This is a genomic window from Pseudomonas sp. RT6P73 (assembly GCF_054897715.1).
Map to the genome: position 1 here is coordinate 6,508,068 of NZ_JBUBUV010000002.1, position 14,674 is coordinate 6,522,741.

The 14,674-nt window shown below is 58.5% G+C and carries 12 protein-coding genes; 9 read left to right on the forward strand and 3 right to left on the reverse strand.

Annotation, left to right across the window (positions count from 1 at the left end; all coding sequences use genetic code 11):
* Positions 1 to 59: 59 nt before the first annotated feature.
* The 5 genes from ACYZT6_RS29915 to ACYZT6_RS29935 all read left to right on the forward strand — a co-directional run bounded on the left by ACYZT6_RS29915 (position 60) and on the right by ACYZT6_RS29935 (position 7,905).
* The gene (locus ACYZT6_RS29915; RefSeq protein ID WP_461956011.1) at positions 60 to 356 is read left to right on the forward strand and encodes a pyrroloquinoline quinone biosynthesis protein PqqE; all 297 of its coding nucleotides are present in this window, start codon (positions 60 to 62) and stop codon (positions 354 to 356) included.
* A gap of 279 nt (positions 357 to 635) precedes the next feature.
* Positions 636 to 2,441, forward strand: coding sequence for a phenylacyl-CoA dehydrogenase (locus ACYZT6_RS29920; protein WP_462029755.1), 1,806 nt, complete (start codon positions 636 to 638; stop codon positions 2,439 to 2,441).
* Positions 2,442 to 2,682: 241 nt separating this feature from the next.
* Positions 2,683 to 3,972, forward strand: coding sequence for a GGDEF domain-containing protein (locus tag ACYZT6_RS29925; protein ID WP_462029756.1), 1,290 nt, complete (start codon positions 2,683 to 2,685; stop codon positions 3,970 to 3,972).
* A 90-nt stretch (positions 3,973 to 4,062) separates the two neighbouring features.
* Positions 4,063 to 5,859 (forward strand): acyl-CoA dehydrogenase C-terminal domain-containing protein, encoded by a 1,797-nt coding sequence (locus tag ACYZT6_RS29930; RefSeq protein ID WP_462029757.1) that lies wholly within the window; start codon positions 4,063 to 4,065, stop codon positions 5,857 to 5,859.
* 267 nt (positions 5,860 to 6,126) lie between these two features.
* Positions 6,127 to 7,905 (forward strand): acyl-CoA dehydrogenase C-terminal domain-containing protein, encoded by a 1,779-nt coding sequence (locus tag ACYZT6_RS29935; RefSeq protein ID WP_462029758.1) that lies wholly within the window; start codon positions 6,127 to 6,129, stop codon positions 7,903 to 7,905.
* Between the two features lie 232 nt (positions 7,906 to 8,137).
* Here ACYZT6_RS29935 and ACYZT6_RS29940 read toward each other — a convergent pair whose 3' ends face one another.
* Positions 8,138 to 9,052, reverse strand: coding sequence for a LysR family transcriptional regulator (locus ACYZT6_RS29940; RefSeq protein ID WP_462029759.1), 915 nt, complete (start codon positions 9,050 to 9,052; stop codon positions 8,138 to 8,140).
* 169 nt (positions 9,053 to 9,221) lie between these two features.
* Here ACYZT6_RS29940 and ACYZT6_RS29945 point away from each other — a divergent pair, with 169 nt between their 5' ends.
* From ACYZT6_RS29945 to ACYZT6_RS29960, 4 genes are all read left to right on the forward strand, one after another.
* Complete coding sequence (locus ACYZT6_RS29945) at positions 9,222 to 10,463, forward strand: aspartate aminotransferase family protein (protein ID WP_462029760.1); 1,242 nt, start codon at positions 9,222 to 9,224, stop codon at positions 10,461 to 10,463.
* A 253-nt stretch (positions 10,464 to 10,716) separates the two neighbouring features.
* Entirely contained in the window at positions 10,717 to 11,070 is a 354-nt protein-coding gene (locus ACYZT6_RS29950; RefSeq protein WP_462030034.1) for a type II toxin-antitoxin system RelE/ParE family toxin, read from the forward strand.
* The gene (locus tag ACYZT6_RS29955; protein ID WP_462029761.1) at positions 11,067 to 11,387 is read left to right on the forward strand and encodes a helix-turn-helix domain-containing protein; all 321 of its coding nucleotides are present in this window, start codon (positions 11,067 to 11,069) and stop codon (positions 11,385 to 11,387) included. Before ACYZT6_RS29950 ends, ACYZT6_RS29955 begins: the two co-directional genes overlap by 4 nt.
* An 83-nt stretch (positions 11,388 to 11,470) precedes the next feature.
* Positions 11,471 to 11,629 carry a YqaE/Pmp3 family membrane protein gene (locus ACYZT6_RS29960; RefSeq protein WP_003211049.1) on the forward strand — a complete coding sequence of 53 codons (159 nt, stop codon included), beginning with the start codon at positions 11,471 to 11,473 and terminating at the stop codon, positions 11,627 to 11,629.
* A 106-nt stretch (positions 11,630 to 11,735) separates the two neighbouring features.
* On the opposite strand, the gene ACYZT6_RS29965 is transcribed toward ACYZT6_RS29960, so the two are convergent.
* Together ACYZT6_RS29965 and pqqE are read right to left on the reverse strand one after the other, a co-directional pair.
* On the reverse strand, positions 11,736 to 13,562 hold the full coding sequence (locus ACYZT6_RS29965) for a S9 family peptidase (RefSeq protein ID WP_462029762.1): 1,827 nt from the start codon (positions 13,560 to 13,562) through the stop codon (positions 11,736 to 11,738).
* A complete protein-coding gene (pqqE, locus tag ACYZT6_RS29970) occupies positions 13,528 to 14,670 on the reverse strand; it encodes a pyrroloquinoline quinone biosynthesis protein PqqE (RefSeq protein WP_462030035.1) in 1,143 nt (380 codons plus the stop codon). Before pqqE ends, ACYZT6_RS29965 begins: the two co-directional genes overlap by 35 nt.
* Between the last annotated feature and the right edge of the window lie 4 nt (positions 14,671 to 14,674).

The window sequence follows — 14,674 nt, forward strand, 5'->3', positions numbered from 1 at the left end:
TTTTGCCATCAGGTCTGCTTCAATGGCCGCCATTGATCCCTTGCAGGACGAGTTCCCCTATGGAAATCTCAGGAAACACCGCTTTCTATGCCGGTCTGAGCACTATTCAGACAGGGCAGAACCGTGTCGATCAGGCTTCCAGCCAGATTGCCAGCAGCACCATCGAGCGTTCGGTGACCAGTCAGTCTTCAGAGTTCCAAGTGGACCGCCTGCGTTCGGTCGACCGCAGTCAGCAATCTGACCTCGCCAGCAATATGGTCGAGATGGCGCAGGGCAAGTTTCAGGTTGAGGCCGGCGCTAAAGTCGCCAAGGCTTCCGATGAAATGCTGGGAACGTTGATCGATACTTTCGCTTGATCCCTCGCTGAATCCGCATCACCAAGACGCCGCGATTATCGCGGCGTTTTTGTGTGTAAGTCCTTCTCCCTCAACTAATCTTTCCTGCATGGCCTGTTGCGTTGTCAACGGTGGCAGCGCGGCTGCGTGTCTGGCATTTGCGTGTCGTGATGACGAACGGCAAAAGATCGGCGCTTGACAAGATTTGGTCGTAAACGTATGTTTCAAACAACTGTTTGACCGTCACAACAAATCAACACGGTCGTTCATTCCCGGTTACATCAGCAGAGGTTTATCGCTATGCCTGACTACAAGGCCCCCTTGCGTGATATTCGCTTCGTTCGTGACGAACTGCTCGGTTACGAAGCGCACTATCAGAGCCTTCCGGCTTGTGCAGACGCAACTCCAGACATGGTTGACGCCATTCTCGAAGAAGGCGCCAAGTTTTGTGAGCAGGTGCTGGCTCCGCTGAACCGCGTGGGTGACACCGAAGGCTGCACCTGGAGCGAGTCCGGCGTTAAAACCCCGACTGGCTTCAAAGAAGCCTACAAGCAATTCGTTGAAGGCGGCTGGCCAAGCCTGGCCCACGACGTAGAGCACGGCGGCCAAGGCCTGCCGGAGTCCCTGGGTCTGGCGGTCAGCGAAATGGTTGGCGAAGCCAACTGGTCGTGGGGCATGTACCCGGGCCTGTCGCACGGCGCGATGAACACCATTTCCGAGCACGGCACGCCTGAGCAACAAGAGGCTTACCTGACCAAACTGGTGTCCGGCGAATGGACCGGCACCATGTGCCTGACCGAACCGCACTGCGGCACCGACCTGGGCATGCTGCGCACCAAGGCCGAACCTCAGGCCGACGGTTCCTACAAAGTCTCCGGCACCAAGATCTTCATCTCGGCCGGTGAACACGACATGGCCGACAACATCGTCCACATCGTGCTGGCACGTCTGCCGGATGCGCCGGCCGGCACCAAAGGTATTTCGCTGTTTATTGTTCCCAAGTTCATGCCGAACGCTGACGGTTCGATTGGCGCTCGCAACGCTGTGACCTGTGGTTCCCTGGAACACAAAATGGGCATCCACGGTAACGCCACCTGCGTGATGAACTTCGACGCGGCCACCGGTTACCTGATCGGTCCGGCGAACAAAGGCCTGAACTGCATGTTCACCTTTATGAACACCGCACGTCTGGGTACTGCGCTGCAAGGTCTGGCCCACGCCGAGATCGGCTTCCAGGGCGGCCTGAAATACGCTCGCGATCGTCTGCAAATGCGTTCGCTGACTGGCCCGAAAGCGCCGGAAAAAGCCGCTGACCCGATCATCGTTCACCCTGACGTACGTCGCATGCTGTTGACCATGAAAGCGTTCGCCGAAGGCAACCGCGCGATGGTTTACTTCACCGCCAAGCAAGTTGACGTCGTGAAATACGGCGTGGACGAAGAAGAGAAGAAGAAAGCCGACGCACTGCTGGCCTTCATGACCCCAATCGCCAAAGCCTTCATGACTGAAGTCGGCTTCGAATCCGCTAACCACGGCGTGCAAATCTACGGAGGCCACGGCTTCATCGCCGAGTGGGGCATGGAGCAGAACGTTCGCGACAGCCGCATTTCGATGCTGTACGAAGGCACCACCGGTATTCAGGCACTCGACCTGCTGGGCCGTAAAGTGCTGATGACTCAAGGCGAAGCCCTGAAAGGCTTCACCAAGATCGTCCACAAGTTCTGCCAGACCAACGAAGGCAACGAAGCCGTCAAAGAGTTCGTCGAGCCATTGGCTGCGCTGAACAAAGAGTGGGGCGAGTTGACCATGAAGGTCGGTATGGCTGCCATGAAGGATCGCGAAGAAGTCGGCGCGGCGTCGGTGGACTACCTGATGTACTCCGGCTACGCCTGCCTGGCCTACTTCTGGGCTGACATGGCGCGCCTGGCTGCCGAGAAACTGGCTGCCGGTACTTCCGAAGAGGCGTTCTACACCGCCAAGTTGCAGACTGCGCGCTTCTACTTCCAGCGCATCCTGCCGCGTACCCGCACTCACGTCGCAACCATGCTGTCGGGTGCCAATAACTTGATGGACATGAAAGAAGAGAACTTCGCGCTGGGCTACTAAGCCTTAACGCAGTTCTTCACAAAGCCGCTATCCCTTCGGGGGTAGCGGTTTTTTTGTTCTTGGGAAAAGTAAAAACAGTCGCCCGCGATCGTTGATGGGAGCCAGACTCTGCCCGCCCGGTCTGCGGCCACTGATGCACCCGCTAAAAAAACCTGACAATTGACTCAGTAAGTCGACTTTTCTGCCGTTACAGTAGGTGGGCACAATGCCATCTATTGTCATGACGGTCGGAGCTTTACCCTTGCCGCGTTCTTCCGCTGTACGTTTCAGCCATTTCCTACCGTCGTTACTGCTTTTACTTGCGGGGCTTGCGGCCGCCTACATCAAGGAACTCAACGTCTTCTTCACCTCGCTGTTCAACGTGCTGCCAACTTTGGTGCTGTTGCTCGGCGGCGCGTATTGCGCGGTTTACCGACGTCAGCGTGAGCTGTTTCTGATGGTGACGGTGTACATCGCCTACTTTTTGCTCGATACCCAGACCGACTATTACCGCGACAACGGCAAGGTCCGCGATGACGCGGCAGTGGTTTTCCATCTGTGTTGCCTGTTGCTGCCGCTGTTGTTCGGCGTGTTCGCTGCGTGGCAGGAACGCACGCACTTGTTTCAAGACATGGTGGCGCGCTTCGCGGTGTTGCTGGCCGTCGGCAGTGTCGCGTTGGGGCTGGAGCAAAGTTACCCACAGGCCTTGCTGATGTGGCTGTCAGAAATTCGCTGGCCGGCGCTGCATGGCGCCTGGATGAGCCTGATCCAGCTGTCCTATCCGGTATTCATCGCCTCGTTCCTGCTGCTGAGCTGGCAATACTGGCGTAACCCGAGACCTTTGCACGCCGCACAACTGGTGGGTTTGCTCGGGTTGTTCTGGGCATTGCCGAAAACTTTCATCCTGCCGTTCACCCTGAACATAATGTGCAGTCAGGTGATGTTGATGATTGCTGCAGCGGTCGCCCACGAGGCCTATCAAATGGCTTTCCGCGACGAGCTCACCGGTCTGCCGGGACGCCGCGCCTTGAACGAGCGGATGCAACGCTTGGGGCGCAATTACGTACTGGCCATGAGCGACGTCGATCACTTCAAGAAATTCAACGACACCCACGGACACGATGTCGGCGACCAGGTACTGCGACTGGTCGCCAGCAAGCTGTCGAAAATTGGCGGAGGCGGTAGGGCGTATCGCTACGGCGGTGAGGAATTTGCCCTGGTGTTTGCGGGCAAGACCCTCGAAGAGTGCATGCCGCACCTGGAAGTCATGCGTGAATCCATTGCCACTTACAGCATTCAGCTGCGCAATCAGGACAGTCGCCCACAGGATGACCAGCAAGGCCGCCAGCGGCGCGCGGGGCCGGGCGCTTCAAGTGTGTCGGTTACCGTGAGCATCGGCGTCGCCGAACGTGTGGAGCAGCGAACCCCTGAAAAAGTGCTCAAGTCCGCCGACGAAGCGCTCTACAGCGCCAAGGGCGCCGGGCGAAATTGTGTGGTGGCATTCGGTCAGACTCGCCGTGGCGCGGTGCGTATGGACGGCGCTGCGGGTTGAGTGATGATGGCGCATTCAGCGTCTGGACTGTGATTGTGAGCCAGGGTGGGCGGCAGTAGGTTTGAACGATCTGCTGACGGAGAAACGACCATGCCCGAGTACAAAGCCCCCCTGCGCGACATGCGCTTTCTGATCGACCACGTCTTCGACTTCCACGCCAACTACGCCGCACTGGGCGCCACCGATGCCAGCCCGGACATGGTCAATGCGATCCTCGAAGAAGGCGCGAAGTTCTGTGAGAACGTTCTGGCACCGTTGAATCGCAGCGGTGACGAAGAGGGCTGCCATTTCGACAATGGCGTGGTGACAACGCCTACAGGCTTCAAGCAGGCCTTCGCACAATACGTGGAAGGCGGCTGGCATGGTCTGGCCGCTGATCCGGTTTACGGCGGCCAGGGTTTGCCAAGTTCCCTGGGCCTGGTCATCGGTGAAATGGTCGGTTCCAGCAATACTTCGTGGGGCATGTACCCAGGCCTGACCCACGGCGCGATGTCGGCCATCCACGCCCACGGCACCGAGGCGCAGAAGAATACCTACCTGAGCAAACTGACGGCCGGCCAATGGACCGGCACCATGTGCCTGACCGAGGCTCATTGCGGCACTGACCTGGGCATCATCAAAACCCGCGCCGTGCCTTCAGCTGATGGCAGCTACGCGATTTCCGGCAGCAAGATCTTCATCTCGGCCGGCGAACACGACATGAGCGACAACATCATTCATTTGGTGTTGGCGAAACTGCCGGACGCTCCGGCAGGCACTCGCGGTATTTCCCTGTTCATCGTTCCCAAGTTCCTACCCGATACCGAGGGTGAAGCCGGCGAGCGCAACGGCGTTTCCTGCGGCTCGATCGAACACAAAATGGGCATCAAGGCCTCGGCCACCTGCGTGCTGAACTTCGACGAGGCCAAAGGCTTCTTGATCGGCGAGCCGAACAAGGGCTTGAACTGCATGTTCACCATGATGAACCACGCGCGGCTCGGCACCGGCATGCAGGGTTTATGTCTGGGGGAGGCAAGCTTCCAGGGCGCGATTAAATACGCCAACGATCGCCTGCAAATGCGTTCGCTCACTGGCCCGAAAGCGCCGGAAAAAGCTGCCGACCCGATCATCGTTCATCCTGACGTGCGCCGGATGTTGCTGACTATGAAAGCCTTCAACGAAGGCAACCGCGCGCTGACGTACTTCACCGCGCAGCTGCTGGACGTGGCGCATCTGAGCCCGGATGAAACGGCGCGCCAGGACGCCGAAGACCTGCTGGCGTTCCTGACGCCGATCTGCAAAGCCTTCATGACCGACACCGGTCTGGAAGTCACCAACCACGGGATGCAGGTGTTTGGCGGTCACGGCTTCATCCGTGAATGGGGCATGGAACAGCTGGTTCGCGACTGCCGGATCGCGCCGATCTACGAAGGCACCAATGGCATTCAGGCGCTGGATTTGCTCGGGCGCAAAGTGCTTGGCAGCCAGGGCAAACTGCTGCGTGGCTTCACCAAAATCGTCCACAAATTCTGCGCGGCGAATGCCGAGCACCCACAACTTGCCAGCTACGTAGCGCAACTCAATGGCCTGAATCAGCAGTGGGGCGAGTTGACCGCCAAGGTCGGCATGGCCGCGATGAAGAATCCGGATGAAGTCGGTGCTGCGTCGGTCGATTACTTGATGTACAGCGGCTACATCATCCTCGCCTATCTGTGGCTGCGCATGGCGTTGGTGGCCCAGGCGCAACTCGACGCAGGCAGCGGCGATGCTGATTACTGCCGGGGCAAACTGGCAACCAGCGAGTTTTACTTCAAGCGATTGTTGCCGCGCACTGCCGCTCATCGGTCGGCTATCGAAGCGGGTAGTGATTGCTTGATGCAGCTGCCGGCGGAACTGTTTGCGCTCTGACGATTGTTAAAAGCTTCGCGGGCAAGCCTCGCTCCTACAGGTCATCGCCATCCGCAATTTGCGTGATCGACACCGGCCTGTAGGAGCGAGGCTTGCCCGCGAATGCGTTCTGGCAGGCGAGAACTATCTCAGCTGAAATTCTGATGACTAAAAATTACAAAAGGGTCATGAGCTGACCCTATGTGTCGTAAAAGTTGTTGGGTTACACTCGAACCCAACGAAAACACCATTCCCACGAATCACCTGTTTAGATCTGCGAGGTTTGCCATGGCTGACTACAAAGCGCCCCTGCGCGATATGCGCTTCGTCCTCAATGAAGTGTTCGAGGTCGCCAAACTCTGGGCCGAGCTGCCTGCGCTGGCCGAGACCGTCGATGCGGAAACGGTCGAAGCCATTCTCGAAGAGGCCGGCAAAGTCACCAGCAAAAGCATCGCGCCCCTGAGCCGTGCGGCTGACGAAGAAGGTTGCCATTGGGCGGACGGTGCTGTCACCACGCCGACAGGTTTCCCACAGGCTTATCAGACTTACGCCGAAGGCGGTTGGGTCGGTGTCGGTGGCGATCCGACCTACGGCGGCATGGGCATGCCCAAGGCCGTTTCGGCGCAAGTCGAAGAAATGGTCAACTCCGCCAGCCTGTCGTTCGGTCTGTACCCGATGCTGACCGCCGGCGCCTGCCTGTCGATCAACGCCCATGCCAGCGAAGAGCTGAAAGCCGCGTACCTGCCAAACATGTACGCCGGGGTCTGGGCCGGTTCCATGTGCCTGACCGAGCCCCACGCCGGTACGGACCTGGGGATCATCCGCACCAAGGCCGACCCTCAGGCCGACGGTTCCTACAAGGTCAGCGGCACCAAGATCTTCATCACCGGCGGCGAACACGACCTGACCGAGAACATCATCCACTTGGTGCTGGCCAAACTGCCGGACGCGCCGGCTGGGCCGAAAGGCATTTCGTTGTTCCTGGTGCCGAAGTTCATGGTCAATGCCGATGGCAGCCTGGGCGCGCGCAACCCGGCCAACTGCGGTTCGATCGAACACAAAATGGGCATCCAGGCGTCCGCGACGTGCGTGATGAACTTCGACGAAGCCGTGGGTTACCTGGTCGGCGAGCCGAACAAAGGCCTGGCGGCGATGTTCACCATGATGAACTACGAGCGTCTGGGCGTCGGTATCCAAGGCCTGGCCACCGGCGAGCGCTCGTACCAGAATGCCGTCGAATACGCCCGCGACCGCCTGCAAAGCCGTTCGCCGACCGGCGCGCAGAACAAGGACAAGGTTGCCGATCCGATCATCGTCCACCCGGACGTGCGTCGTATGCTGCTGACCATGAAAGCCTCGAACGAAGGCGGCCGAGCATTCTCCACGTACGTGGCGATGCAACTGGACACCGCCAAGTTCAGCGAAGACGCGACCACCCGCAAACGTGCGGAAGATCTGGTTGCCTTGCTGACCCCAGTGGCCAAGGCCTTCCTGACCGACCTCGGTCTGGAAACCACCGTTCACGGTCAGCAGATTTTCGGTGGCCACGGTTACATCCGTGAGTGGGGTCAGGAGCAACTGGTTCGCGATGTGCGCATCACCCAGATCTACGAAGGCACCAACGGTATTCAGGCGCTGGACCTTGTAGGCCGCAAAATCGTCGGTACTGGCGGCGCGTTCTACAACCTGTTCGCTGACGAGATCCGTCAATTCACCGCGACCGCCAGTGCTGACCTGGCGGAGTTCACCAAGCCGCTGAACGATGCCGTCACCACCCTCGACGAACTGACCTCGTGGCTGCTGGACCGGGCGAAAAACAACCCGAACGAAATCGGCGCTGCCTCGGTCGAGTATCTGCAAGCCTTCGGTTACGTGGCGTACGCCTACATGTGGGCACTGATGGCCAAGGCAGCGTTCGGCAAAGAAGCGCAGGACGATTTCTACGCGAGCAAGTTGGGCACGGCGCGGTTCTATTTCGCCCGTCTGCTGCCGCGTATTCACTCGTTGAGTGCGTCGGTGAAGGCGGGTAGCGAGTCGCTGTTCCTGCTGGACGCTGCACAGTTCTGACGAAGTCGCGTCATGTAAGCATTCTCTTACATGACGTGCTGCTGTTTTCCCATAGGCGTCGATTGGATCCAGAGCTAATCTACTTCACATGGACGTCGCGCAGGAAGCGCAAAGCAACAACACGGACACGTAGGATTCTGCCAGGACGGCGGAGTGAAATGGATGTCAGGGAAACAGTCTGCAAAGCCCCGCTTCGGCGGGGTTTTCTTTTGCCTCGAGAAAAGTATTCAGCTCAGACCGTCGAGCTGTTCAAGCGGTCGTCCGGCCTGCTCATCACTTCTTCCAACAGCGTGCGTAACAAGGCCAGCGAGGCTTGTTGCCGTTGCACATCCCGGCACACCAACCCGACTTTCAGCGGCACTCGCGGTTCGGTCAGCGGTTTCCAAAGCAATTCATTGTTGTCGAGCGCCTTTTGCGAGCGCCCGGGCAAGACAGTGGCCAGCCGGGTGTGAGGCAGGCTGTCGAGAATCCCCGCCATGTTGTTCAGTTCCGCCTGCACCTGCGGGCGTCGTCCCAGATTGGCCAGTTGCGTCTGCCAGATCTGCCGTACCTGGAATTCTTCACCCAGCAACAGCATGGGCAACTCGGCGGCCTGACTCATCGAGACTTTCTTGAATTCACGCAACGGATGGTCCGCCGGGATGACCAGGGTCAGTTCATCTTCGTACAGCATGACGCCATGCAAACCGGGCTGACGGGGCGGCAAGTAGCTGATGCCGATGTCGAGTGAACCATTGAGCAGCCGTCGTTCGATTTCCAGGCCGGTCAGTTCATAGATCTGCACCACCAGGTGCGGCTGCGCCTTGCGCACGCGCTCAAGCATCTGAGGCACCAGGCTGGTGTGAACCGTCTGCAACACGCCAATGGCCAGGGTGCGTAAAGCCTGGCCCTTGAAGTTACCCAACGCCTCGCGTGCCCGTTGCAGGCCATCGAGCAAGAGCAGGGCGTGGTTGTACAAAGTGTGGGCGGCCAGAGTGGGCAGCAGGCGTTTACTGCTGCGTTCGAACAGGCTCACATCGAGGTTTTGTTCGAGCTGGCGGATCTGCTGGGACAGTGCCGGTTGGGAGATTGACAGTCGCTCGGCTGCCCGGCCTACATGGCCTTCTTCGTAGACCGCGACGAAATAACGCAGTTGCTTGAAATCCATAAGGTGCGCTTATCGAAAATGCTGGGAAATCGAAATGGCTCAACGCCTTGCCTGAGCCTAGTCTAACCGCATTCACAAGGCTTACAGGGCCAGAGCTCGCGATGAATACCGTTTACGTCGATGCTGTTTACATAGGTAAGGCAAAAAACCTCAAACGAGGTTTGTCCCGATGAATTTGTTCAACTTGCGTCGTAATCCACCGAGCTTCGATGACTTGGCCGTGGACACTTTGCAGCCGTCCAGAAGCGACAACCTTTCCAGTGAGTGCCTGATGCCCAGTGTCGAGCGGCCGAAACAGATTTTCGTCCGCGGCCAAGGTTCATGGTTATGGGACAGCGATGACCGCGCTTACCTGGATTTCTCACAGGGTGGCGGCGCCAATAGCCTCGGCCACAGCCCTTCGGTGCTGGTCAATGCGATCTCGGAACAGGCTCAGTCGCTGATCAACTCCGGTTTTGGTCTGCATAACCGCGGGATGCTCAACCTTGCCGAGCGGCTCAGCACCAGCACCGGCAGTGATCAGGCGTACCTGCTCAACAGTGGCACCGAAGCTTGTGAAGCAGCGATCAAACTGGCTCGTAAATGGGGGCACCGACATCGCGGCGGGGCTTCACGGATCATCGTTGCAAGTAACGGCTGCCATGGCCGTAGTCTTGGGACGAATTCAATGTCGGACTTCCACCACGTTCCCTTCAATGATCTTGCAGCGATGCACGCATCAGTCGATGCCCGGACCGTGGCAATCATGCTTGAGCCGATCCAGAGCGAAGCCGGGGTGATTCCGGCCACCGAGTCCTACCTCAAGGGTGTCGAACGCCTGTGCCGGGAACTGGGCATTTTGTTGATCCTTGACGAAGTGCAAACCGGCATCGGTCGCTGCGGCACCTTGCTTGCCGAACAGTCCAGTGGCGTTCGAGCCGATATCGTCGTCCTCGGCAAAGGGCTCGGCGGTGGCGTGCCATTGGCCGCGTTGTTGGCGCGAGGCAAGGCCTGCTGTTTCGAGGTGGGTGAACTGACGGGAACTCATCACGGCAATGCGCTGATGACGGCTGCCGGTCTTGCCGTGCTCAACACTATTCAGGACAAGGGTTTTCTCGAGCATGTGGGCGAAACCGGCCAGTACCTGCGCGAAGGCCTGAGTCGTTTGACCCATCGCTATGGCCACGGCGAGTTGCGCGGACAAGGGCTGCTCTGGGGACTGACCCTGTCCGACGATTCGGCTGATGCCGTCGTCAAATCAGCGTTGTACGAAGGCTTGCTGCTCAACGCCCCACAACCCGATTGCCTGCGCTTTACTCCGGCGCTCACCGTCAGCAAAGCCAACATCGACGAAATGCTCCTGCGCCTGTCCCGCGCCTTTTCCCGCGTACGCACCGCACAACTGCAGTGCCGCAAAGGGATTGCGGTCTGATCAGACCTTTCCCGCACGAATTCCAGAACCGTCTCGCGGTAATAACGCATCGCCCCACGTTTGATTCTTTTCGCGTGGGGCGTTTTTTTGTCTCTGCGTTTTGCCAAATGCAATCAGCGCTTGAGCGACTGCTGGATCAGTGGCTTTTTAGAGCGAGCCGGCAAGGAGTGCCGGTGCCAGAGAAACAACATTGTTGGATAACTGGCTTTGAAATCTATACCACTGAGTGGTATGTTTTTTGGAAGGGATGCCGATGTCACCAAGGTTGTTCAAGGCAAAACGCTTTGCGATGCAGGCTGCAAAAGCGTGGATCAGTGACGAAGAGCTTCGGGAGGCATTTACTGAGATGCTCGATGGCCAAGCTACAAATCTCGGAGGAGGGGTTTGGAAGAAGCGTTTGAATGCCAATCGCCATCGTTCCATTGTCTTGGCTAGAGGGGCCAGTTACTGGGTTTATCAGTTTCTCTATGCGAAGAAGGACCAAAGCAATATTTGTCAGACAGACCTGATCGCTTTTCGGAAAATGGCGAAGACCTACGAAGGACTGTCGGATGTGCAAGTCCAGTACTTCCTGGATATCAAGGAGTTTGTGGAGATCCCCCTATGAGTAAGAAATTTAGAAGTGAGGCATCGGAATCTGTATACGAGTCTGCCAGTGCCTTGTTTTCAATCGGTGCAATTAGCAAGACTACCTTGCGCGAGTTCGAGGAACTTTGTCTGGCTCCTGTACCGGTGGCCATTCATGCGGAGCAGATCAAACAGCTGCGTGAGCGCAACAATGTCAGCCAACCGGTTTTCGCGCGTTATCTGAACACCAGCGCTTCGACGGTTAAAAAATGGGAGGCCGGTGACAAACATCCCAGCGGCATGGCGCTCAAGTTGCTGAGCATCGTACAGAAACACGGTTTAGAGATACTGACTTGAAGAACCGCGCTGAACCCTGACGAACGGCGCGGGTCGATTAACTGTAGGCTCACACGAGTCCACTTCAAATCAGGAGCTGCCCCATGGATATCATTCGCATCATCATTGCCATTCTGTTGCCGCCACTGGGTGTGTTTCTGCAAGTCGGTTTTGCCGGCGCGTTCTGGCTGAATATTCTGCTGACGTTGTGCGGTTACATTCCGGGGATCGTGCATGCGGTGTACATCATCGCCAAGCGCTGAGTTCTGCGGCGTCAGATAAATCCCTTTCGCGGGCAAGCCTCGCTCCTACGGGGATAACACCGTACCTGTAGGAGCGAGGCTTGCCCGCGAAGGGTGCGACGCGGTTTCAGCTGGCGAGCTCCATCACCCGCCGATAAAACAACCACTCCTGCTCCAGCGCATGGGCCTGGTTACCGGCCTTGCGAAAGCCATGACGTTCGTCCGCGTAGTAATGCGCGTCGACCAGAATGCCGTTGTCCTGTAGCGCCTTGACCATGTCGCGAGTCTGTTGCGGCACCACCACGGCATCCAGCTCGCCCTGAAAGAAAATCACCGGAACACTGATGTTGCTCGCATGCAGCAACGGTGTGCGCGCGGCGTAGCGATCGGCGTCTTGTAGCGGATCGCCAATCAGCCAATCCAGATAATCGCCTTCGAACTTATGGGTCGCCCGGCCCAGTGCAATGGGATCGCTGACACCGTAAAGGCTGGCGCCGGCGCGGAAGACCTGGTGGAAGGCCAGCGCACAAAGGGTGGTGTAACCACCGGCACTGCCACCGCGAATAAACGCCTTGTCGCCATCGATCAAGCCCCGTTCGGCGAGATGCGCGACGACTGCGCAGGCGTCCTTCACGTCGACTTCACCCCAACTCAAATGTAGCGCCTGGCGATAGGCCCGGCCATAACCACTGCTGCCGCGGTAGTTGAGATCGGCCACGGCGAAGCCGCGTTGCGCCCAGTATTGAATGCGTGGATCAAGCATCGGGTAGCAGGCCGAAGTCGGGCCGCCGTGGATGAACACCACCAGCGGCGGTTTCGCCTCACCGGTCATCGCCGGATAAAAGAAACCATGGGCCTCGCCCGAACCGCTCGGGTAGCGCAGTGTTTGCGGGACGCTGATGTGCTCGGCGGGTAGCGGGGCAATACCGCCGGCGAGGATTTTGACTTGCCGGGTATCACGCTCGATCGCGATTACTGCCGAAGAACTGACGGGAGATGCCGCGATGCAGTAGATAAATTGCTCATCCAGTGCGAGATGGCGAAAACGGCTGTAATCACCGGTGAAATCTTCAGCGGCGTCACCACAGAGTCCCAACTTGCCAAACCCGCCTTCGGTCCAACTGGCCAGGTAGCTGCCTTCGCTCAGCGGCAACCAGGTGCTGCCACCCAGCTGCCACGGCGCCGGCCCGTGATCAGCGGCGGCGCTCGGCAACGGGCTCAGGCCCTCTGCGGATTCCACCCAAGGCTGCCAGTAGCCGCCGCGGTCCGTCAGGCAAAACAGATGGCCGTCGCCATCGAAACGAGGTTGTTGCAGCGACTCCTGAACATCCTCACCCGCCACACAACGCGGTCGAGCAAAGCCTCCATCGCTCTGGCGTTCGGTAACCATCAGGCGAGTCGCGGTCCAGGGCTGATCCGGGCGGCTCCATTCGATCCACGCCAGTCGTTGCGAGTCAGGACTCAACGTCGGCGCGGCATAGAAATCGGCGCCTTCAGCCAACAGATGACGCTTGCCGTCAGCCACATCGATGGCAACCAGACGATGTCGGTCGCGGTTCTCTTCAACCGCGAGCACCTGGCCATTGGCAAACTGCAGATCGCCGTAACGGCATTCGCCTGAGGTCAGCACCTCAGGCGTCCCGCCCGCCAGCGATTGCCGATAGAGCTGTTGGTCCGCTTCGTTGACGAAAACAATCCCGTCATCGATCAGACAAAACGCCCCACCGCCATATTCGTACACTCGGCTGCGCACGCTGAAACCTGCCGGCGTCAGACAACGGGCCTGGTCGTCGCGCCAATGCCAGATCCTGCAGGCGGCATCCTCGGGTCGGTATTCGTTCCAGAACAGGCCATGCTTGCCGACCAGCAACTCGGCGAAGTCGATACCGGCCGCGACGGCTCGGGAGGCGCTGAAGGGTTCAGCTTTTAGCGATGAGTCGTGAATTTCGTTCATTGCGAAAGGCCAGTTGTTCGATGGTCTGGGTTGCGTGCTCGGCTTCTTCGCGGGCCTTGAGAATCACGCCGTGATGTTCCGACTTGCTGCACACAGGGTCGGCATTGCTCGCGTCACCCGTGAGCATGAACGCCTGGCAGCGGCAGCCGCCGAAGTCTTTTTCTTTCTCGTCGCAGGAGCGGCACGGCTCGGGCATCCAGTCGTAACCGCGAAAACGGTTGAAGCCGAACGAGTCATACCAGATGTGCTGCATGCTGTGGTCGCGCACGTTGGGAAATTGCACCTGCATCTGTCGGGCGCCGTGACAGGGCAGTGCGGTTCCGTCCGGCGTGACCGTAAGAAAAATGCTGCCCCAGCCGTTCATGCAGGCTTTCGGGCGTTCTTCGTAGTAGTCCGGCGTGACGAAAATCAGCTTGCATGGATGCCCTTCGGCTTCCAGTTTGGCGCGGTATTCATTGGTGATGCGTTCGGCACGGACCAGTTGTTCCCTGGTCGGCAACAAACCGACCCGATTGAGCTGCGCCCAACCGTAAAACTGACACGTCGCGAGTTCGACGAAGTCAGCCTCCAGGGCGATGCACAACTCGATGATCCGGTCGATCTTGTCGATGTTGTGCCGATGGGTCACGAAGTTCAGCACCATCGGATAACCGTGGGCTTTCACCGCGCGAGCCATTTCAAGCTTCTGCGCAAAGGCCTTTTTCGAACCGGCCAACAAGTTATTCACTTGCTCGTCGCTGGCCTGAAAACTGATCTGGATGTGGTCCAGACCGGCCTTCTTGAAGTCGCTGATTTTCTGCTCGGTGAGGCCAATGCCGGAGGTGATCAGATTGGTGTAAAAACCCAACTTGCGCGCCTCGGTGATCAGCTCGGCGAGGTCCTGGCGCACCAGCGGCTCACCACCGGAAAAGCCCAACTGCGCAGCGCCCATTTCTCGCGCTTCGCGGAACACTTTGATCCACTGTTCGGTGCTCAGTTCTTTGCCTTGCTCGGCAAAGTCCAGCGGATTGGAGCAGTACGGGCATTGCAGCGGGCAGCGATACGTCAGCTCGGCCAGCAGCCACAGCGGCAGGCCGATTTCCGGTTTGGGCGGTAACTTGTCTGACACGGAA